The organism is Pseudomonas sp. FW305-25 (assembly GCF_017351415.1).
GTDB lineage: Bacteria > Pseudomonadota > Gammaproteobacteria > Pseudomonadales > Pseudomonadaceae > Aquipseudomonas > Aquipseudomonas chlororaphis.
In genome coordinates, this window is record NZ_JACNDE010000021.1 from 21,148 (window position 1) to 41,812 (window position 20,665).

A 20,665-nucleotide genomic window follows, 5' to 3' on the forward strand; every position below is an offset into this window, starting at 1 on the left:
ACTGAGTTTGAGGATGATGCTCACGTGGGATATAGCTCCTTGGTTCGCTAATGGAAGTCTCTATTTTAAATACGGGCCCACTATTCCTATATAAATTTAGAGTAAAGAAAAACCGCTTAATCAGGCTCTGCAGAGGATGTTCTCGCAACAAAACTTGCAGTAAAAAAACAACACAACTCTCTGGCGCGCCCGAAGGTCAACATGATGTTTCCACAGTTCATTCGATCGAAAGAAATCTTGAGGCACGTGATAGCACTGCCGCTCAATAGTGGCCGCTTAACCAATAGCGACTATCATTTATTGGTTTTCCTGAAGCCTTGCAGGAGGAACTCTAGACGGGAGCTAACTGACAGCTCAGCACGAGTCGTACATCACTGCTACATGACGGCCACTTCAAGCAGATCATCTCCAGTAAAGATCAAGTAATACTGAAGAACACACAAACTAATTGTGAAATTTTGCCAACTGTGTAAGAACCGCTGGCACTGCCTCGGGGGCCCCCACCATGCTGGAGTCGGTGAAGTATTTATTATTCACCACAAAACTTGGTACCACCTGAATGTTATAGCGCTGGGCAAGCTTATCGCCCAGGACCATCCAGCTTTTAACCGTGAATGAATGGATTTTTTGCTCAGCTACTTCTCTTTCCACACAAAGCCCGACAAAAAAGTCGGCAATCGCCTCGTCCGTTTCCAGTTTCCCGCCACGGCGCGCCAGTTCGAATAGGGCGTGATTGGCAATCACTTGAAGATCGAGGGTTTCAGCGACATAAAACGCCTTGGCATAGCCTTCCCATTGCTTGCTGCCAAACGTGACGGGAACCCGAGTCAAAACCACGTCCTTCCCAGCCTTGGCAGCCCACTGAGTGATGCTCGGGTCGAGTTGTCGACAGTGAGGACAGCCATACGAAAAAAACTCGAGCACTTTTGGCGACAGACTCGCCTGTTCATCCGTCACCCTATAGTTCTTTCCAGCCTGTAATGAAATAACCGGGTCTGCCATTCCCATTGGAATATAAAGTACCGCAGGCATAACCATAGCCAGCCAGAACTTACGCATAAGAGCACCTAACCTATTTATGAATGAAGTGTATTTGTGGGAGTTGTCGTGCGAAAACAAAGTCCGCTCGTTGTGTTCTACACGTTCAACACGAAAAACGATCGGAGGTTACAGTCGTTACTTTATTTTTCCCAAGCGCAGCCAATGGCTGCTTCGCGCCTATAGTTCTCTCAACAAGCAATGTACTGGATCAGTAGACCGCTGGCCTCAGACGCTCAAGTCTGAGGCAGCTATATAGATAAGTTGGTTATTTAGCCAGGGAGGCGATGCAGGGCGAGACGAAAAGATTGCCTCGATACGCACCCGCGAGCGTCCTGCAAGCCACGATCGACCACATGACCGCCAGCACCAACACCAGGCATCCGCCAAAGATATTGAAAAAGCTGGAATGCAGAACCGAGCCCAACTTGAGAGTCGTAAGCGAATAGACCCCGATAGGAAAAGTAAAGCCCCACCACCCCAGGTTAAAAGGAACACTCGCTTTGAAGTAACGGATTGTGATCAAGGTAGCCATTGCCATCCACCACAACCCCAGGCCCCAGAAGAGAATGCCGGAAATCAATCCAATGCCTTGAGCCACCTCGCCAATACCTTGCAGCCCCTGTGCCGAAAAGATCGCGGGAGCGTCGCCGCCTATGACCAGCATACCCAGCGCGCCTGTACCGATAGGGCCCAGCGACAACCAGCTGGATGCCGCCATGCTTTCGTGGGGAAGTTTGTGCAACGCCATGCGCAACAGCAGGATGACCAGAATGCTCAGCGCCACGGGCACCGAATAGGCCCACAGTACATAGCTGGTGATCAACATAATGAATTGCGCGCCCGTATCAAGCAGCTGCGGAGCCAGCAACCCACCACTGGCAGCTGCCACTTCTGCGGCAACCACGGGCAGCAGCCAGACGGCGGTCATTTGATCGATGCTGTGCTGTTGACGGGTGAACATCAGGTAAGGAATCAGCACACCGCAGGCAAGCGCCATGGCCACATCGATCCACCACAGTGCCTCGGCAACGGGTATGACGCCGGTTCCCCATCGAGGCACACCAAACACCAGAAGTCCGTTGATGATGGTCACAAGCCCCATCGGAATAGTGCCGAAGAACATCGAGACCGTGGAATGCCCGAAGATCTGCTTGGCCTCATCGAAAAACATGATCCACCGAGCCATGTACAGGACACTGAAGGTGCAGAACAGCGCGATGTTCAACATCCACAGCCCTTCGGCAATGGAGCGCAGGCCTGGGATGGCCAGCGGAAACTGAGCCAGGGCAAGGGCAAGAATGCCGGTGCCCATGGTGGCGGCGAACCAGTTCGGCGTGAATTGGCGTATCGCCTCCCGTGGTCGGCTCAAATGGCTAAGGGGTTTGGCTCCCGCATTGATAGCAGCGAGATCTCTAAGCGACATGGTGATCTTCCTGATGGGTGAATGACCGTGTGTTCATTCTAGGTGATTTCCTTATCGGCTTTTCGCCGTATTATCGTCATACGTTATCGATTTTACCGATAAGGAATTTTTCTACGGTGACGCGCTACACAACACGTACGAGTCAAACTGGTAATTTTGCCAGAGCGGGCGGTGAGCAGCGAATAGGCGGATTGGGCAATGGCCCAGACAAACTGGTCATACCACGTCGTTGGTTTTGACAGGAGCGAACCTGATCCCAGCCTGGAACTATCAATTCAGGGACACCTCCTGGTTGACGCGATGGCTGCAGTCGGGGCGAGCCCTGCCAGCACTCTCCGGCTACAGCGACAAACCGGTAGGGAAGCAACTCACAGGCTGGCTAACGACCTTCAGCAACCTGGTTTGCTGACCAAACAAGGTTGGCTAAACTGCAAGGAAATTGGCAAACTGCTGCCAATCGTAGATAGCGAAACGACTTGATAACATCGAGCCATTTCAGATCATTCCAGCAGCGGGCGAAACCATTCGCCTCATATACTCCTCCACAGTCACCCATTTGTGACACCCACTCTTGCTCATATCTATTTCAACATACTTTGCTGGTATATCTCCCCCCATGTAGAACACTTCTTTCTCGTTATTCCCAAGATGGGAAATCACATTAACGATAGTTTGAAAACGAATTTTTTTATCATTCACCAAATTGGCGGACCTCTCCTGAACAAGCTCCGCCATACTTTTAAAATCCTCCTTTATTGAATCGGTACGAATTCTTACCAAAACATTATTTGAGCGACCATTAATAAATCTACTCACAACAGAAGGCTCGGCTGTTAGAGATAGAACATTACCTCCCAACCCACCAGAACTTGCCGAATGTTTGAATATCTGCGCTACAAAGTCATCTTCATATTTCGGATCCTCTGCATCTCCTGCCCGTGTCAGACCTCTCGTACTAATTGCCGAGTCATGGTGAGAGCGATAAAGGAACTCCGGAATATTGACTCTATTGCTTTCTATCATATGTCTCACAGCGTTCACTGAAGAGTGCCCACCGACCTCAGACTTGACAATTTTCTTTATCACCCCATCGAATGTGAGAGCACCATCATCGACTTTAGTTATTGAGCGTCTACCCCAGCCAAAACAGGATAATAGGCTAGCCCCCTCAGCCCTCTCTTCCTGATCAGCGTCAAAACTCACTCTATTTGAAGGAGCCACTCTCGTTGACCTACAAGTTTTTTTTGATAGATCCATAAGTTTATTCGGCATATCGCCCCCTTGAAGAATATCATTAAAGTTAAAAGCTTTTTATAGCCACCCTGCAATTGTCGCTATAAAAATCGAGTCAACCTCTTAACAGATGCGGACTATTCATCACTGATGATGGTTAATCAAAGAATTGCAGCAAACTCTTATCAAATCATCACATGCCCTGGTTTAGACATACTTTCCAACAACGCAACTACCTGATCCTCATCCCAATTCCCTGACCCCGTTGAAGCTGTTGGGGTAAAATACTTATCAAAAATTATCATATCCTCATCATACTTCTTCCCTGTACGGCCGAGTGCATCCAACGATTTCTTGAAATCCGGATTTCTAGCCAGTAACTCTTTAGAGAAATGATAAGAACCCGCTGTTTGCGATACCATTTTAAAATGATCATCAGGATTATCTGTTTCTGGCACCTTCTTATAAATAGACCGAGCCAGTGAAGAGTACTTTTTATAACTTTCCTTGTTCATTTCCTCTAGTAAAGAATTATTCTTATAACTAGCGAAGGTACTTGAATGAACACCTTTCATCCCCCCCCACCGAGCAAATGTCACAGGCCCAGCAGTAAGGATTTGGCTCTGCCTAACTTTCAAACTTTCCGGCAACGATACCAGTGCAACATTGTCGACATCATTCCATACCCCTCCTTTATGGTAAATCAACTCCGTCTTTATGATATCTGCGCCTGATGCCAAGTGGGCACGCCCCCCTGTTCTTGAAGCAAGGAACTGACTGTAGCGCAAAGAAGACTTAAATCTTTCATACCATTTTTCGGAAGTAATATCCTTCACTCGAATATTAGCATCGGAGCCTAGACGCTCGACTACATCTTCAATCCTGACACTATCACTTGGATAAACATGTAGGACTATTTTGTAATTTGGGTTTAACCTTGCCGTTTTACTTACATTTGCCAGATGATCCATAAGTTTTTTTTATATCGCCTTGCCAAAAGCTATGAATTTTATTTGGCACCACATAATCAGAGTCAGACACCGCCCCCTGGAGGCGCCTTTCCTTAGACGAACCTTTAAGCTTCGCCAGTATTTTTGATGTTAGCGGCATCGCACTTTCCTCATTCTGTTCTAATGCACCTGACATTCAACCGTAATTACAACCCTGACAATGCCACGCTACCCTCTGAAGCAGAGCCTGATGCATACCTCATGATATCTATTCGTTCAACATCATAATTCAGCCGGCGGACATGCTTCATTTCCGAATAGGTGATCGGCAAGTAGGAGGCTATGCGATTAACAATAAAATATGGCTTGCTACTTAAACTCTTTTCATCCTCCTGGGTAAAACTACGCCAATGCGCCTGATCATTGCTTTTGTCATTATCTTGTTTCACCTCATCAGAAAAAGCCCCTTCGACAAATACAGTATGCAGTTGTGACTGCGATCTTGCCCAATCCAGGCCTAACTTACTTACTTTTCTAAAAAAAGCCATACGAACAGCGTAACTTATATACACATTCGACTTCATAGCCTCGCTAATGCTCACCTCCGGACAAGGACCGTTTAGCAACGTCCCAAGCGCCACGACTGCACTGATCTCCTTTTCTTTATTGTGTACCCCCTCCGGTGAGTTTTTATTAAAAAATCCAAATAGTCGTCTTGTAGCATCTTTGGGTGAGGCCACCCGCATTTTTGATTCTTTTATCAAGGATGTAATCTGTAACTTATCAGCATTTTTCGATAAAAATTTCCGCCAACTCAAGATAAGCAACATTGCATGCTGAGGACTTTTTATGCCTGTTTTTTTCATCAAATCATAAGCTTCATCCGCATAATGATTTTTTTCTGCCTGATTAATATCTCCGCCCATATTCCTAATTGACTCAATTGTACCCGCATAATCTTTATTCACTCTATTGACAAGATCAAGACTCTCATTAAGATGATCAATAATGATTATCTTAGTCTTTCCACATCTGCGAGTTTCCTGACCGGCATAGTACTTTCTAAACGATGTAAATCCATACAGCAAGGTAATAGGTGCCAAGGACTGACTTCCGACATTATTGCTCGCTCCCCTCAACCCTATCGATTTTTTTTGAGCTGCCTCAGATATCTTCGCTTCATATTCACTTTCCATACCTACCTCACCCTCCACCCATATCGAAATCCATTAAACATCCAACCTTCAAGAACACATCCATTCGGCCAAATCACTTCTAAGACTCCTCAGAAACCCATACTTCAATGAAGCTCGATCACACCTTCAACTGCAACGCCAGGGCAAAACATGCAGAGCATCCGTTGTCGCTGCCTTGCTCACACTTGGCAAATACGTCATTAACTTTTGGTTGCTAGAGCGACTAAACCTCACCTTGATCTATTTTAATGATCCTAGCGCTCAAGTTAGAGGGCGTTCCTGGATGGTGACATAACCATTTTTCCCTCCACCAATGCACCATCTTTCCAATGGGAAGGTAATGGTGTGTTCATTCACCTATAAAACTCAAAGAGTTCTTGCCTACCCTCCAATATTTCCCAATAGCCTCTGTTCACAACAGCCACAGGAAAAGGGCCAGAATTGGCAACCACACCTAAATCCCCATTAATCTCTTACAACCTTTCCGGAGTTGTTTGCACTCTCTCCTCCGCCCGACCGTTTTTTTGAGCGCTCTCGGGCATCACCGTTTCATATTCTCCATCCATACCTAACTCGCATTTTCCCTATATCAAAACCATCTTTCTTCTCGCCTTAAGACAAACAACTACTTAGCTTTCCTATCTAGATACCTCTGATATGCAACCTTAAGTTCCTCTTTATATTCTCGATATTCTTTATAATTGGAAATGTAATTAATATCATAAGGTGATAAACCTTGCCCAGCCAAATCATCCTTGGCATTTCTCGACCCCCTGTCCCAACGCAGCCTAAGCCGAACCAACCAATCATTTTTATTGTAAATCTCTGTAAGCAGGGTTGCTTCCGGTAACGCCTTAACTTTATTCTGTATAACAGTCGCTCGTGACTTGATTAGCCTCCAAGAATCCAGTGAATTTCTGATCAGTGATAGCTCTCGAAAACTTTCATCCGATATTCTCTCCGCGCTGTAAACGGCAATAACATCTGATGCTTCGACCCCATTATAAATAAGCCCTTCCTGGGAGCCCTTGGCAAAATTGATTGCCGGGTGCTTTTTAGGGTCGAGATCTATTTCTTTTCCCGTCTGTTTAGTATAATCACTTAAAAATACTTGTTGATCTCTAACTGTAGTAAGATCATAAAACTTCCGTCCCTTCGGGACTTTGAACTTTACCACCCTCCCATCAAGATCTTTTGCGGCCCAACTTCCGGCCACCTTTAACGAACGGCTATATGAGACCCAGCGAGATTTAACTTTAGCCTTTGAGCCAGCACGAACATGGGCAAATGCTGGTATTTTCGGGTCTGAGTTCGCGGGCGGTTTAATGCCATTTATTAAGGGTTCTTCATCCTTTCTGAGCGCCCGATATCCGATCTTACTGCATTCACTTTCTGATTCACCTTCAGAATCAGGGTGCCGTTTCCTCACCCTTGGTGTTTGTTTCTTTAGTGAGGCCTTATCTTTTGAGGCTTGCACCTTCGGCATCGTTTAATCTCCAAGATTGGCTACCAGTATATTTCCAACTCTATCCTCTAGAGCATCACTTACCGATATTAGAAAACATGGCAGGTGGTATGACTTTATAGTTTATGCTCAGCCACTCGACTGCAAAACACTCTATTTCGCACACCTAAATATAAAACTGATGAGACTCAGGACTTCAATTCGAAGCGACGGTACTCAAGCGTCTCAATCTTCCTGATGGTAAAACGTTGACTCAAGGACGAAGCACCGATGATCACTTCATAGTCCTCAATACTTCCAGTGGAATCTATACTATGTGGTCCTTTATAAATGAAGGCTCGCTCTGAAAGAGCATTCATTAGCGGCAAGCCGCCAAGATCCAAGTCCGACCTCGAAGACGCAAGGTAACTGCGTACAGCATCTGCCTTGCTTTGCCCTGTGAAGTCTGTAGAGCCATGAGAGGGTTTATTATTGACAATCATGCGAACAGGGGAGTTTGCTATCGCCTCATATAAATACACTTTTCCATTTCCATTATCATCAAGATAATCAAAAGCGTACCCCCGAGAAGTCTCCGGATCGTCAGCAAAATATTGGCCAACCCAATCCTTATCGACATTATTAACATCTGCCAAACGGGCTTGGTCACCAGCCTCTGCAAGAGTAACATCGAAAGTTTCGTATGGAGACATCTTATAAAGCTTTGCACCGGCTTCAAGATCGATAAATTTTACGTCACTACTGCTCAATGCCAGACCTTTCGAGATTGTATTGCCTGCCCCTTCCTTCGTGCCCCACAGCCTCCCGATATCAATTGAGCTATCAATATCATCTTGCGTATCGTTACTGAGATCATGCTGGCTACCAACCTTCCCAGAATTTTCTTGCACAGCCTCTTTATTACTTACACTGTGGCATACCTGCTTATACATTCGAATACTACTCCCAGGCCTACATCGCTGCAGTCAACTTATTGTCGACGCTATCAACAAATAGCGCCCCTCCCTGCAATTCACCAATAGCCTTAGCCTCTGCTTTCCAGGCATCGACAACACTCTGGATTACAGCCAAATTGGCCTCCAGCACAACACCAGACAAAACAATATCAAGATGCTGATCAGGCAACTTGTCATCAGTAAAAGGAGTCCCCACGCAGGCAACAGTCACCTTCTTCAACTGTGCACGAGCGGTATCATCCAACGGGCTCTTCGCATCCAGTGCCGCGACCAGCGCTTCCCACACCACCGTTCCAGCTTGCCGATAAAAGTCAATACCGGGCTTTTGCGCAATCGCGGCCGATACGGCTTTCACCGGGGCCAATACCGGACTGCGACTGGCCAAGGCGATCGGCACCGTGACTTCATAGGTCAAGCACAACCGTGGTTTATTACCCAACGACTGCCAGAAGTTGCCCAGGCTATTCAGTTGTTCCGAGGGTGGGATCACTCGTCCATAAAAATCCGACAGCCCCGGATAAGTACGTGCGTTGATCAAGGCATTGAGTACATCGTTCATGATCAACACGGCTTGGCTATCGGCCATGGTCGCGGGGGAATCGCTGCTGTTGCTGGCTTTCATTTCCCAATAAGTGATCAGGTAACGGCAGCAAACATTGATGCTTCCTGGCATCAGCATGCCAGTGGACGGTGAAAACTGGCGGCTAGCCCCGGTTCTTAGCGACAGGTCTTCATGCACATCGTAAAGAAATACGCTGATCGTTGGTTGTGCCGGTGGCTCACCGGTATCCGGCAAGGTAAAAATAATGTCCACGGGACTAGGCAGATACTCTGCCAGCATTGTGCCAATGGTTTTGTTCACTTGAATCAGTGTGGTATCGGCAATACGTTTTGGGGACGGATCATCCTGCAAGTTAGCCATAAAGAAACTCCAGATAAACGAAATTCAAATTAACGGGATAGGACAAGCCGGCCGACCTTTCCGAGCTCACGCTGCAAGGCTCGTTCGATATGGTGCATCGCAACATGCGGGGACTGTTCTTCTGCCGCCAGCCAACTGGCCAGCATGGCCGCATTACGGATATTGGCGCCGGTGATCTCTGCCCGTCGGGCCAGGGAAGAGAAGTCGACATCCTCGGCCACTGGTGTTTCTGCCGGCCAGATAGCCCGCCACATCCGCTCGCGCAGGGTTTGATCCGGGAAAGTAAAACGCAGAATGAACGTCAAACGCCGGCTGAAGGCATCATCCAGATGGCTACGGTTGTTGGTGGCCAACACAACCAGGCCTGGATAACTTTCCAGCCGTTGCAACAAATAAGAGACTTCGATATTGGCATGCCGATCCTTGGCATCCTTGGTTTCACTGCGTTTGCCAAAGAGCGCATCGGCTTCATCAAAAAACAGCACCCCGGCATCGGCCTCGGCACAGTCGAAGATGCGCGACAGGTTCTTCTCGGTCTCGCCAATGTATTTATTCATGACCGTGGAAAGATCGACCTTGATCAGGTCAACGCCCAGCGCCCCGGCCAAGACTTCCGCCACCATGGTTTTGCCAGTACCGGAATCGCCATGGAACAGCGCGCTGATGCCGGTGCCGTAGCCGACCTTACGACCAAAGCCCTGCCCTAATACCTGCTCCCGTTGGCGAATCGCCGCCAGCACTTCATTAAGGTGCTGCTGCAGATCATCACTGATGATCAAGTCATCGAAACCGCGTACCGGGGTAATACGTTGCGCCAGGTTGCCGAAGTCCTGTTGCGACCGCAGCCCAAAGGCATGGTAGAGATCAGTATTGGACAGCAGTGCATTCTCCCCCCGTTGCTGGCAGTAGGCTTGCGCTTCATGCAGCACCGACACCAGGGTCTCGGAAGAGGGATGGAAACGTTTTACCAGCCCTGCAATATCGATATCCGGCTGTTGCGGGATGCCCTCCAACCGGCTGGCCAACAAGGCAACCTGATCGGCGAACGCCGGCGTGGGCATGGCGATCACCACCTGCGCCATCCCTTCCAGCCACATCAGTGAGGCGTGGGGTTCGGTCAGGCAAAAGATCGGTAGCTCAGACTGGCTCAGCGCCTGGCCCAGCCATGTCATCAACCGTGGATGGGCCGTGCTGAAATCCGCCAACGAACGCAGCAGCAGGCACCCCGCCTGCAACCGCGTTTCGCGCAACGCCACGCTGAGCACGCTCTGGGCGGTTTCATCGTCTTCCGGTAATTGCGCCAGATCCAGCGCCAGTACCGCTTTCCCCACGCTGGCAGCCGCGCGGGCGATGGCCATTGCCCGCCCGCTGCCCGGGCGCCCCTGCAACTGCACCAGGGTTTTCACCTCGACGCCTGCATCCGCGCAATAAGGGGCCAATCGTTGAGTCAAGGGCACAAGCAGGTCGGCCAAGGCAGAAGGGGTCAGCCAACTGGCACAGGAGCGCAGCTCACCGGGAAAAGCCGCGTGGCCGATCAACCAGCTGTAAATCTCGGTCGCCGGGTGCAGCAGGGCATTACCCCAATGCTCGCCACTGCGCTGGGTGAATGTGAGCAGGCAATTTTTCAGCAAGCGGGCCTGCGGTAGCAGGCTCGCCAGCTGCGCGGTCTTCTCGACAACACCCGGGCAGAGGATGTTCAAGGCGAAGTCCACTGTCAGGGATTTTTTCTGGTTGTTCTCCTGCATATAAGCAAACAGCAGCGAGTAGCGACTATCAAACAGCGGCAACAAGCAGAGCAACAACACGTCCCGTTCAAAATCGCTCAAAGCGAAACGGTTGACCAATTGGCCCAGACGACTGCGTGGATCAATAGCTTCAGTCGAAAGTTGCTGATCGCTCTGCTCCAGCGCCCAGAACGGAATCCCCATCCGTTGTGTGTTCAGGTGTTCCAATTCCTCCGGGGAAAGTGCCAGCCCCTGGAGGGCTTCTTCGGGCTCGGCAAAGCGTTGTTGCAGGGTGTGCAACTGCTGTTGTATCAATACATCCAGCCGCTCGAATTGGGCCAAGAGTAAATGCAAATCTTCATCCTGGGATAATTCAGGCGCCAGCTCGTCACAAAGACGCAGCGCATTATGCTGTTTCGGCATGCTGACTCTTCTTTATTGATCATTGAAATATCACCGGGCACAAGTAACCGGCATGGCTAAGCAGACTGATAAAACAGTCAAGGCTTCCAGCTAAACAGGTTTATCTATTCAGCACTGAACCTGGGTTCCGCACTTATAAGTAGCAATAGCGCTTACTGCGTTTTCTAATTCAACTAACCGTCGGCAACCATTTCACCTGTAGAGGCTGTTCCATCCAGGGCAACCGGATAAAGTCCAGGGCCCACGGCAGTTGCGACAGTAGAAAGTCGCTGGCATCCGTCTCTACCGACAGTTGCCAGCCCGACCGGGTTTGCAGCAGTTGCCCGGGGCGTTGTAGAAACAGGCTGCGCAGATCATTGGCCTGGCACCGTTGCAAACCGGGTAACTGCGCGGGAATCGCCGCCAACCAGTCCTGCAACTGCTCCCTCACCTCAGGCTCTGGCGTCGACCAGGGCACCAGTGGTGATTCCAATGGCAACCCACAGAGCAACTTGCTCAAAGGGGTGCGCCATTCCGCCATCGCCTCATCCCCCCAGACCAGTCCATCCAGCCAGCACACGGCCTCCAGCTGGGCCTGTGGGCTGTTGAATTGCTGTTCCTCGAGGAGGCCCACCTGACGCCATAGCCCGGGCAGTAGCGGCCATAGTAGTACCAGGCCGGCGTTGGCGACCGACAGCGGTTCCTGTTCCAGTAATGAGGCGTTTGAACGCCTTGGTAGCTGAATCGGATTGCTCCTCGTTACGGCAGCCTCTGTGTATCTCTGCCTCTCGCCCATTTCCTTCTGAGCGTGCTGTTTGGCGTTCCCTGTTTGCAATTGAGATCCGCCCAACTGTCCGATACCAATGGCTGGATGCTGGCGGTCCTTCTCCGACCAGCCTGCTACCGCCGCTTGGGGTGCCCGTTTGGCCATCTCACTTTGTGGCGCCCTTTCCTCCATTTGGTGTTGCACGTGGATAAAGTCAGGTTTGGATAACCCCGACGCTAATAGTTGCTGCACCACAGGTTGCTGCCAGAATGGCTGCAACCAGGGTAACGACGCCGCAGGCAATGGCGGGTGACCGAACACCAGCAACAACCAGGGCGCCAACTCGGTCAACAGATTGCTGTCCAGCACCAAGGAGGCAGGTACCGGTAAAGCCCCTGTCGAGGGTTGCCGACAAGCCCATAGACTACTAAGCAACAAGCAAAGCTCTAATGCGGGTTTGCCTGCCGGTGGCGTCAATTCCGGTTTATCGTCCAGAAACAAACGGCAGACAGCCTGCAAACTCGCAGCACTAAAGGTTTGCAACAACCGCTGGCGTGGCGCCTCCTGTAAACAATACCCTGCAAAAAACTGGCGCTGTGCGATGGATGAAGTTGCCAGGTGCGAGCGTAGCCAGTTATCCGCACCACCAGACGCATTCCATTCAGTCAGCAGCGCCTGATGCCGGGATGCCAGATAACCCGACTGCAAATAGTGGAACAGGGGGACCAGTCCTGTTCCAGCCTGAGCGTCTACCAATCTGGCATATTTGTTCGGTTGCTCAGCGATTTCGGCCTGATTGACACCTTCGACTGTTAAAGCGGTCCCCCACTCCTCTTGATATATCTCCCCACCACACGATTTGACGATGGCCGTATCCTGCTGCACAGAAAACATTTCGCCCAACATCGCCTGCGACGCAGCTTCCAATATCTGTTGCTCCAGCTGGTGCAATAGTCGTTGGCTTAACTGTTCCTCAAACTGTGCCAGAGGAATTTCACCCACATCGATTCTCAGCAGATCAATAGACAGTGTACTTTCTGACAGAGTCTTTAGTGACTGAAACAACCTACAAAGCTCTTCGGCCAAGCTCTGATAAAATAGATCACTACAGCGCTGCTGCACTTGTTCCACAGTATCCGGAGAAGCATAAATAATAAAGCACAAAGAGGTTAGCTCATCTATGAATTCCACTTTAATCACACCAATTTACTGATGACATGCAGCACAACAACATCAATTACCCATCAACCTTAATGATAAAAACCAAGACATAATACGGGGCAGATACGGAAACAGCATGGGAGTGAGACGCTTGCGCCGCAGTACCACCATGGCTATGCTCCTTCCCCCACCCAGCTGTAGAGGTTCTTGCTGCAAGAGTTACTCCCTCCGTTGTAGCTTTAGAACCGAGATTTGTTCCAAGGCCACGCTCTTTCTGCCACAGACCATTAGAATACCTACTATCTATATCATCACTCCAAAATAACTTCAGCCCTTCTGTATGTTCATGATTCGGCATCTCATCTACGGTTAACCGATGCCCAGAAATACTCAAATTAATACTAGGCGTTTGAGAGTCCGTTATCTCAGTCCACACCTTATTATTCTTATCACCAGACAGGGATATAGAGTTCCTTCCCCCCAAGCTATCAAGTGTGCCCCCCAAAATAAACTTATCCACCAGGTTTGGTGTACCACCTTCCCCATTGCATATCGCCCATCCTGATGGAATGGTCGAACCTGAAAACATCATGATCATTCCTGCTGGGAAAATTGAGTGAATATCAGAACTCACCCCATCACTACCAACCTTAATACCGTATCCAGCCTTGACCTCTAGCTTTCCCTCACCAGTCACCGCAATGCCATTACCAGGCTCATTATTTGACTGGTCGGCACTCAACCCCACAGCCTTGCGGCCGACATCGGCAATCTTGATCAGGTCTTTAAAGTCCACCTCCAACGGAATCGACTGTTCTTTAAACTTGCTGGTGAGCTCCGCTACTTTTGGCCCAACGGCCTCGGCACTTACCGCTTGTACAGGGGGGGTCTTTTCATTAGCCACAATGCTACTCCAGTTATTTAAGTTACTAAAAGCATGACAAGGCCATCACGCCGACATGAATCCCGGCATAAGCACTTGCAGAAAAATTAACGACAACCACAACCAAATAACACTGAAAAATAAAAACTAATAAGTCACTCAATTATTAATTTCAGTTTTTCGGCACGTAGAACAGCTCGTTTTCCGATATGTAGTCCGGGTTCCAGCCTGGCACCGTTGCGGCCTGCTGTTGAGCGGCTGTGGCAATGCGCATATGCCCGAGACCATCCAGTACACTCGGCGTTCGCCCCAGGGTCAGTTGTTTTAGCAGTTGATAGGAGCGATCCCCCAAGGGCGACCCGTTGTTCTGCCAGCCCTGATAGGCAACGCCGAACTGAGCGAAGGCGCTGTCATCCAGCCAATGCACCAGTGCGGAAATATGGCAGGGGATTTCGTCCAGAATGCACTGTTTGATCCATGCCTCTGTGGTGCTGGCGTCCGTAAGGTCCGCTAGAAGTTTGCGTGGAAAGACCAGGCTGACCATAAAGGAGAAGCGGTCACTGATGGTTTTATCCTGATGATCGATATACCAACGGTGATTATCTCCTTTCTCAGGGAGCGTACTACCGTCTTTGGCTTTAATGACAAAGCTGCCATTGATCCAATCTCTCGATACCACTTGCGCATAAACAATGGCGTTATCATCACTCTCCAACAGTGGGGGCTTCGGAGAGATATGGCGGCGAATTGCAATCTGATCATCCTGCTGCAACATCACCGGATAAGGGGCATCCTGTGTTGCCACGATACGTTTTTCACCTTCGTTGAGCAGTTTTGGATCAGCGTCATAATGCAGCGGATACCACATATCCTGCAGCCAGGTATTGCTGTTTTTCCAGCGTAAAGTTCCTGCATCCATTGCATCTGAAAGCTTATTTAGGTTGCGCAATAGCTGCTCATTGTGTTTTGGGTTTAACTTTAAATAATAGAATTTTTCTGTTCCAGACTCCTCAACCGCTTCCACCACTATATTATTGACAATATAATCGCACCCGCCTCCTCCGTAATTTTTAATAATAAGATCAATCAGCATCCCGGTATGAAACAAGCCATTAGGCGACGTATTCTCTACCTGCAGAAGAGTAGAATCATCAGCAGCCTCAAAGTCGATTGCTGGTTGCTCAACATTATAGTGCTCATCCGGCGCCACCGGCAATAACGCCCGATGCTCTACCAGATAAAATGGCAGCTTATCCAACGCTGACTTCTGATCAAAAAGTTCACTGCCAACTCCAATACGCGCAGCAACCCGCTTTTGCAATGCCGAAACTTTCTGAATCTGAATATTGCTACGCTGATATCCCAAATCGGCATGCTGACGCAAATATCCACGCTGCACTTTCAAAAAATCGGAAAATGGCCTGGAAAGAGTGCGCGGCGCACGCTGGCTGCCAAAATAGCCAAGGAGGTAGTCAATAGTTGCCAACTCCTTATTGTCCTTTTGCCTGTGGTCTTTCAACATCAATAACAATTGGGGTTTATAGGCTTGATGAACCTTATCGGACAGACTTTCTGCAGCGAATGGCCATTGAATACCCCATACAGGGGTGGACTGGGAACGATCAAATGCCAATAGATCCGGCAGTAATGCCAATTGCTGGCAACCATTGGCCAAGGCTTGCTCAAATGGCAGGAGAAACTGATGCAACTGTTTCTGTGTATCTTCAGGTGACGGCTGCTGCAATCCATAACACGGCGGCAAGCGCTTGCTGAGGGAATGGAACTCAGCCGGCTTGCGATTGTGGCCATAGGGCATTACCACGTCTTTTTCGCAGATCAGCGGTGCAACAGTGATGTATTTCTCAATACCCGTACGATCACCCAAGCAGCGCTGGCCTTTCTTATAGAGATAAACAGTGTTCTTGTCGCGCTCAAGAGAAGCAACTGGATCACTCCCCCACAACTGCAGATACTTATTGGGATCGACCGACACATGCCAATTACCGAGTTTATTGCCTCCCAGGTCAGTAACGCTCTTTACACCATCAATAGATAACCAGATGTTTACCAGTGGACTGAGATCCACCTCGAGCGGCTGGCTGTAATCGCGTGCAGCCGGTAGTCGGGTAATCCAGCCATGCTGCAATTGTGGCCCTTGATAGATCACCTCATTGTCGACGCCTTGTTCCGACAACTCAGACGCGGCTACCCGCACAGCCATTGGATTGAGATAGCTGTCAGACAGCATATAAAGCTCTGCCAACACCCGATTGTAATCGGTACAGTCATCTTCCAGCTCCAGCGTTGAAAGAAGCTCAAGAGGCAGCGGCTCAACCCAGGTGGTCTCCCGTACCGCTTCACACAGATTGCGATTAACTTTCAAAAAATCGTCAAGGGCTGTCTGCGCTTTGGCTTGATCAGCACCACGGGCCAACTCGACGTAAAGATGATAATTACCCTTCAGGGTCAATTGCGTCGGCTCGGCCATACTGGCTGGCCGAGCAAAGGTGAACTCCCGCTTATCGGGGTCATACCAGTACTGATACTGCTCCGCTTCACTTTCAGGGGTCAGTTGCACATTACGGAAATAGAAGCCAACTGGCGTTTCTCCCTCGGGGCTGTGCAGATCCAACAGCGCACGGCGGTAGTCATCCACCGTAACGGGCCCGCAGGTCAGCACCCGATGTGGCCCGAATGACGCAGGGAAGATCCCGTCCCCGGAAGACGTGTCCGCAGGGGTCAACAAGTCCACCAGCGGCAAGGTGTGACGATAGGCCAGGTCGGAAACGCCATAGGACAGGTCCTGCAGCAGGGTCACACCTGGGTCCTGTTCGCCCTTATCGGTCCACACCTGCCCGGAATACTGCTCGATCGCCTCCATCCCCTGCTCCAGCAGGGTGTCGAAGTGGATAAGGCTTTTGACCTCGTCAGGTAACATGCTGTTATTGCTCATAATAATCCTTAGCGATGATTGTCATCTGGCAAAGTCAGGACCAATACTTGGGTATCGGCACTGACCAGCGAAGCGGCTTGGCCATCGAGGGTCAGACTATGCACACACTCGACCATGGGTAATTGCTGGATAAACGCCGCCATGGCGTAGTAGTCCAGCGCGGTGCCCACGATGGCACTGCTCTGCCCATCCCATCCCCAGGGCATGTACTCACGCTCCAGTGCCTGCCTCAGCTGGCGCTGGGCAAAGTCCTGGTTGGTGCCTGGGATGAACGTCACGCTGTAGGTCACTGGCACATCCCTGTAGTCGGGGTTGACCACGCTGATATCGACCCAAGGGCTGCTCAGCCCTTGCAGGTACGCCTTCATCGCCGCCAAACGGGCCGGAGCGAATTTCGGGCGCAAGGCATCGCTGTTGTCCTGTTCGCCATTGGCCGGAATCACGATCAGCTGTTGCGTACAACGGGCGGGCAGGCTGAACAACTGCTCGGACAGGGGAATATGCACATAGCCGATTTCGGGATAGCGATCTTTGAGCAGCGCCGCCATATCGGACCAGGTCTGCGCCCGGCCGCGGTGGACCAGTTGCCGGGCTACCCGTGGCAGAAACTGCGCATCCGACTCGGGCGCGCGCCCGCCTTGTGATGGCCAGGGTTGGGTAACCTGGGCCAGCCCACTGAGCTTTTGTACGGGCTGACGAACAGTGCCGGCTGGCAACGGCTGGGTAAAATGGCTGTTGTCCAGCGACTCGCCGTTAATCAGGGTCGCCGTCACCGCATTGGCCAGCAGACCATGTAAACGCGGATAAGCCGAAATGCAGGCATCGGCCCCGCTGGCTTGAGCGGGGGGAGTCAGCACCGCGCGGACCCAGTAACGCCCCGCCGGCATCTGTACACCCTGCGCGGCATCGTCCGGCAAAGGCGCCGACCACAGGCCGGAGGCGAACAAACCGCCAGTGCCGTCGATCACCTGGGCATCCAGAGACTGCCAGGTATTTTTCTGATCGAGGTACTGCCATTTCAGGTCTTGGGGCTGCGGGCTTTGCAATTGCCAATGCAGGTTCAGTTGCTGGCCGGGCTCGATATCGCTGAAGCCGAGGTACAGTTGGGGCTTTGTATCATCGGCCAGGGTAGAGCTGACTTGCGGCTCTGAGCCATAACCAAAGGCGGTCAACAGATATTGCTCTTTGACTTTGTCATCCGTTCCGCTATAGCTGACGGCCAGCGATTTGATCTGCGGGGTATAGGGCGGGTTCAAGTCTGGTTTTGCCGGCAGGCGCTTCCAGTATTGCTGGTGGAGGAAATCGTGGCCGCTTAGTTCCAGACGCAGGTAGCTTTGCCAGTCCTTTGGGTCAACACTTGCCATGGACAAACCGGAAAGGTTCGTCACTTTTAGCTGGATAGCATTTGCCGCAGGCTTATCATCAGTACCGCCAGAAAACAACGCGGTACTGCCAATCATATAATCTGAAGTCACTGTGAAATCAGCATTGCTGCCAATAGGGCTTTTGCCATCTTCGGCATACCCCATATACCACTTACTAAATGACTGCTCCGGCAAATCCAGCCATTCCGGTGTCAGGCTAATCGTCAGTTCCTGCGGCTTATTGCACCAGTCCGCGGCCACCAGGTTAAATCCGTTCCCCATTACCGGGCTATTGCCGAACGGATAACTGGTGCCGGAGAGTTTTTCCACTCCCGCATCGCTGCTGTACATCACCTGAGTGAGGCCGGATACGGCCACTGCAAGCGCTGTCACTTCAGGCACGGACTTGCCATCGATTCGGCTCAACTTCAGCAACGGCATGGCCGAGGTAAAACCATCCAAACCGCCAGGAGGGGTGATCGCACCCTGCGTAGCCGACAGTTTCAGGCTGAGGGACTTGTCGTCATTTCCTTTGGTGACAGCCAGGGCCTGCCACTGCCCCGCACCGCTAGCACCCGCAGTGATGGCCTTGATATCGTCATCCGTCACTGCCGTTTTCAACACCACAGTGATAGTGCGGTCCCCGCCAGACATGGCTAACAGCTCGGATCCCACGACCCGCCCGGTCACCACTGGCTGGTCCTCGGCGTCGGTGCGGTTGAACAAACGGACACCGGACTCTGGCCAGGCGACTTTATTGGCCTGGTCAAACAGGATTCGGGATACCCTCTGACCGGCGGCGCCCGGCTGGCACCAACGCAGGTCACTCCATTGCCCCTGATTGGCCAGCAATAGGTTATCCAGTGCGTACTGCACGGGGTTACCCTGATTGTCTTGGCCGCCATCCATCAGGGTTCCGGCCGGTAGCAGGCATTCATGAACACCTTTTTCCAGTTGACAGGCCAGTGCCACCTGATCAGGAACCATTGCCCGCGGTTTCAGCCCCAACAGGCCACGGTAGTAGAGCTGGCGGTGCATCGCTGGAAGGCGATTCAAGAGCGCCTTGGGGGTTTCCAGCAGGCGATAAAACGCCAGCAATAGCGCCTGCTGCGGCGCGAGCGAACCGTCGGCCAGCTCGGGTTGGCGATAAATCGCGGCCAACCGTTGCGCGTTGGCTGGTGCCAGGAAAATCTTGTCCCATTTGATGTTCTCAGCAAATGGAATCAGCTGGCTATAGTCTTGAAGGAATTGCAGCAGACCTTCGACAGTCCGGTCATCCAGGGCAAATCCGTTATCTGACGATGCATCGGCTTTGCTCTGATGAAAGGTACTTAAATCAAACATGCTAATTTTTCCCTTACCCTGCGGTAGCAAATGATTGTTTAGGGATAAAACGTCCTTTCCCCATACTCGGCGCAGGCACGTCCGGCACACCACTGGCGCTATTGATTGCCGGTTGTGTTGGGGTGAAACGGGCAATGAATTGTTGCCCCTTTAACAGCAATGCCGCGCCGCTGGTACAACGAGGTGCCTGCTGATCACTGCCCAGCGCGGCGATCGTCAGCAACCCCATGCCGGGGCTATAACCGGGAATCTGATATTGCGCGGGGATCTGCACCTTTTTTTCATCCCCCACCACGCACATTTTCTGTTGGTTGATACTTGCCAGGCCGGAGCCACTGATGATTGCAGGGCCGACTGGCGTAACCTGGCGATTACCGAACATCGGATCAAACTGCAGTTGATCGCCATTGACAATAATAGTGTCGCTCATAACATCCTCACGCCCTGGCCATCAGCGATATCCAATTGCCCTTTAAATTTCTGAACGATATCGCTGCCGCGCAAATGGTAAGTTACCTGCACCTGTAACAAACTTGGGCTTTGTCGATTCTGAGCAACTTGCACATTATCGACAGCCGCCCGTGGTTCATAATGCAACAGGGCATCAGCAATGCTGGTTTTTACCTGCGCCAATAACTCTTCACGGATATTGGAGAACATATAGGTTTGCAGATCACAGCCGTAGTCAGAGCGCATAATCCGCTCCCCCGGCTGGGTACTGAAAAGAATGTGCAGACTCTGATGCACAGCCTCTTGGCCTTCTGCCATTCGTACGCCATCTTGCATGGTAAAACTGGGGGGAAATGCCCAGCCACGCCCATACACTTGCGTGAGGTTATTATTCATCTTCGCCTCTGATAATAGTTTGCCAACAACCCTGGG

The 20,665-nt window shown here is 50.8% G+C and carries 15 protein-coding genes; all 15 read right to left on the reverse strand.

Translation table 11 applies throughout. The features are described 5' to 3' along the window. Positions 1-444: 444 nt before the first annotated feature. Positions 445-1,059, reverse strand: a complete 615-nt coding sequence (locus J4E58_RS19435; RefSeq protein ID WP_087092662.1) for a thiol:disulfide interchange protein DsbA/DsbL — start codon at positions 1,057-1,059, stop codon at positions 445-447. Between the two features lie 247 nt (positions 1,060-1,306). After that, complete coding sequence (locus J4E58_RS19440; RefSeq protein WP_087092661.1) at positions 1,307-2,464, reverse strand: TDT family transporter; 1,158 nt, start codon at positions 2,462-2,464, stop codon at positions 1,307-1,309. 495 nt (positions 2,465-2,959) lie between these two features. Beyond that, positions 2,960-3,736, reverse strand: coding sequence for a hypothetical protein (locus J4E58_RS19445; protein ID WP_143481929.1), 777 nt, complete (start codon positions 3,734-3,736; stop codon positions 2,960-2,962). Positions 3,737-3,882: 146 nt separating this feature from the next. Further along, entirely contained in the window at positions 3,883-4,668 is a 786-nt protein-coding gene (locus tag J4E58_RS19450) for a hypothetical protein (RefSeq protein ID WP_143481928.1), read from the reverse strand. A gap of 185 nt (positions 4,669-4,853) precedes the next feature. After that, complete coding sequence (locus J4E58_RS19455; protein ID WP_143481927.1) at positions 4,854-5,843, reverse strand: hypothetical protein; 990 nt, start codon at positions 5,841-5,843, stop codon at positions 4,854-4,856. A gap of 625 nt (positions 5,844-6,468) precedes the next feature. Beyond that, positions 6,469-7,329 (reverse strand): hypothetical protein, encoded by an 861-nt coding sequence (locus J4E58_RS19460; protein ID WP_143481926.1) that lies wholly within the window; start codon positions 7,327-7,329, stop codon positions 6,469-6,471. A 167-nt stretch (positions 7,330-7,496) separates the two neighbouring features. Further along, the gene (locus J4E58_RS19465; protein ID WP_143481925.1) at positions 7,497-8,240 is read right to left on the reverse strand and encodes a hypothetical protein; all 744 of its coding nucleotides are present in this window, start codon (positions 8,238-8,240) and stop codon (positions 7,497-7,499) included. A gap of 19 nt (positions 8,241-8,259) precedes the next feature. Further along, entirely contained in the window at positions 8,260-9,186 is a 927-nt protein-coding gene (locus tag J4E58_RS19470; RefSeq protein WP_087092659.1) for a DUF4255 domain-containing protein, read from the reverse strand. A gap of 29 nt (positions 9,187-9,215) precedes the next feature. Further along, positions 9,216-11,333 (reverse strand): ATP-binding protein, encoded by a 2,118-nt coding sequence (locus J4E58_RS19475; RefSeq protein ID WP_087092658.1) that lies wholly within the window; start codon positions 11,331-11,333, stop codon positions 9,216-9,218. Between the two features lie 169 nt (positions 11,334-11,502). Further along, entirely contained in the window at positions 11,503-13,278 is a 1,776-nt protein-coding gene (locus tag J4E58_RS19480; protein ID WP_087092657.1) for a contractile injection system tape measure protein, read from the reverse strand. A gap of 37 nt (positions 13,279-13,315) precedes the next feature. Further along, complete coding sequence (locus tag J4E58_RS19485) at positions 13,316-14,143, reverse strand: tail fiber protein (protein ID WP_207255323.1); 828 nt, start codon at positions 14,141-14,143, stop codon at positions 13,316-13,318. Between the two features lie 151 nt (positions 14,144-14,294). Then, positions 14,295-17,075 carry a hypothetical protein gene (locus tag J4E58_RS19490; RefSeq protein ID WP_087092656.1) on the reverse strand — a complete coding sequence of 927 codons (2,781 nt, stop codon included), beginning with the start codon at positions 17,073-17,075 and terminating at the stop codon, positions 14,295-14,297. An 8-nt stretch (positions 17,076-17,083) separates the two neighbouring features. Then, on the reverse strand, positions 17,084-19,783 hold the full coding sequence (locus J4E58_RS19495; RefSeq protein WP_087092655.1) for a hypothetical protein: 2,700 nt from the start codon (positions 19,781-19,783) through the stop codon (positions 17,084-17,086). 13 nt (positions 19,784-19,796) lie between these two features. Next, positions 19,797-20,213, reverse strand: coding sequence for a hypothetical protein (locus J4E58_RS19500; protein ID WP_087092654.1), 417 nt, complete (start codon positions 20,211-20,213; stop codon positions 19,797-19,799). Then, positions 20,210-20,629, reverse strand: a complete 420-nt coding sequence (locus tag J4E58_RS19505; RefSeq protein WP_087092653.1) for a GPW/gp25 family protein — start codon at positions 20,627-20,629, stop codon at positions 20,210-20,212. The genes J4E58_RS19500 and J4E58_RS19505 overlap by 4 nt, the downstream gene beginning before the upstream one ends. Between the last annotated feature and the right edge of the window lie 36 nt (positions 20,630-20,665).

Excerpts from the sequence above, each read along its gene's own strand:
- J4E58_RS19435 (WP_087092662.1), bottom strand. The coding sequence starts at position 1,059 with ATGCGTAAGTTCTGGCTGGCTATGGTTATGCCTGCGGTACTTTATATT.
- J4E58_RS19440 (WP_087092661.1), bottom strand. The coding sequence starts at position 2,464 with ATGTCGCTTAGAGATCTCGCTGCTATCAATGCGGGAGCCAAACCCCTT.
- J4E58_RS19445 (WP_143481929.1), bottom strand. The coding sequence starts at position 3,736 with ATGCCGAATAAACTTATGGATCTATCAAAAAAAACTTGTAGGTCAACG.
- J4E58_RS19450 (WP_143481928.1), bottom strand. The coding sequence starts at position 4,668 with ATGGATCATCTGGCAAATGTAAGTAAAACGGCAAGGTTAAACCCAAAT.
- J4E58_RS19455 (WP_143481927.1), bottom strand. The coding sequence starts at position 5,843 with ATGGAAAGTGAATATGAAGCGAAGATATCTGAGGCAGCTCAAAAAAAA.
- J4E58_RS19460 (WP_143481926.1), bottom strand. The coding sequence starts at position 7,329 with ATGCCGAAGGTGCAAGCCTCAAAAGATAAGGCCTCACTAAAGAAACAA.
- J4E58_RS19465 (WP_143481925.1), bottom strand. The coding sequence starts at position 8,240 with ATGTATAAGCAGGTATGCCACAGTGTAAGTAATAAAGAGGCTGTGCAA.
- J4E58_RS19470 (WP_087092659.1), bottom strand. The coding sequence starts at position 9,186 with ATGGCTAACTTGCAGGATGATCCGTCCCCAAAACGTATTGCCGATACC.
- J4E58_RS19475 (WP_087092658.1), bottom strand. The coding sequence starts at position 11,333 with ATGCCGAAACAGCATAATGCGCTGCGTCTTTGTGACGAGCTGGCGCCT.
- J4E58_RS19490 (WP_087092656.1), bottom strand. The coding sequence starts at position 17,075 with ATGAGCAATAACAGCATGTTACCTGACGAGGTCAAAAGCCTTATCCAC.
- J4E58_RS19495 (WP_087092655.1), bottom strand. The coding sequence starts at position 19,783 with ATGTTTGATTTAAGTACCTTTCATCAGAGCAAAGCCGATGCATCGTCA.
- J4E58_RS19500 (WP_087092654.1), bottom strand. The coding sequence starts at position 20,213 with ATGAGCGACACTATTATTGTCAATGGCGATCAACTGCAGTTTGATCCG.
- J4E58_RS19505 (WP_087092653.1), bottom strand. The coding sequence starts at position 20,629 with ATGAATAATAACCTCACGCAAGTGTATGGGCGTGGCTGGGCATTTCCC.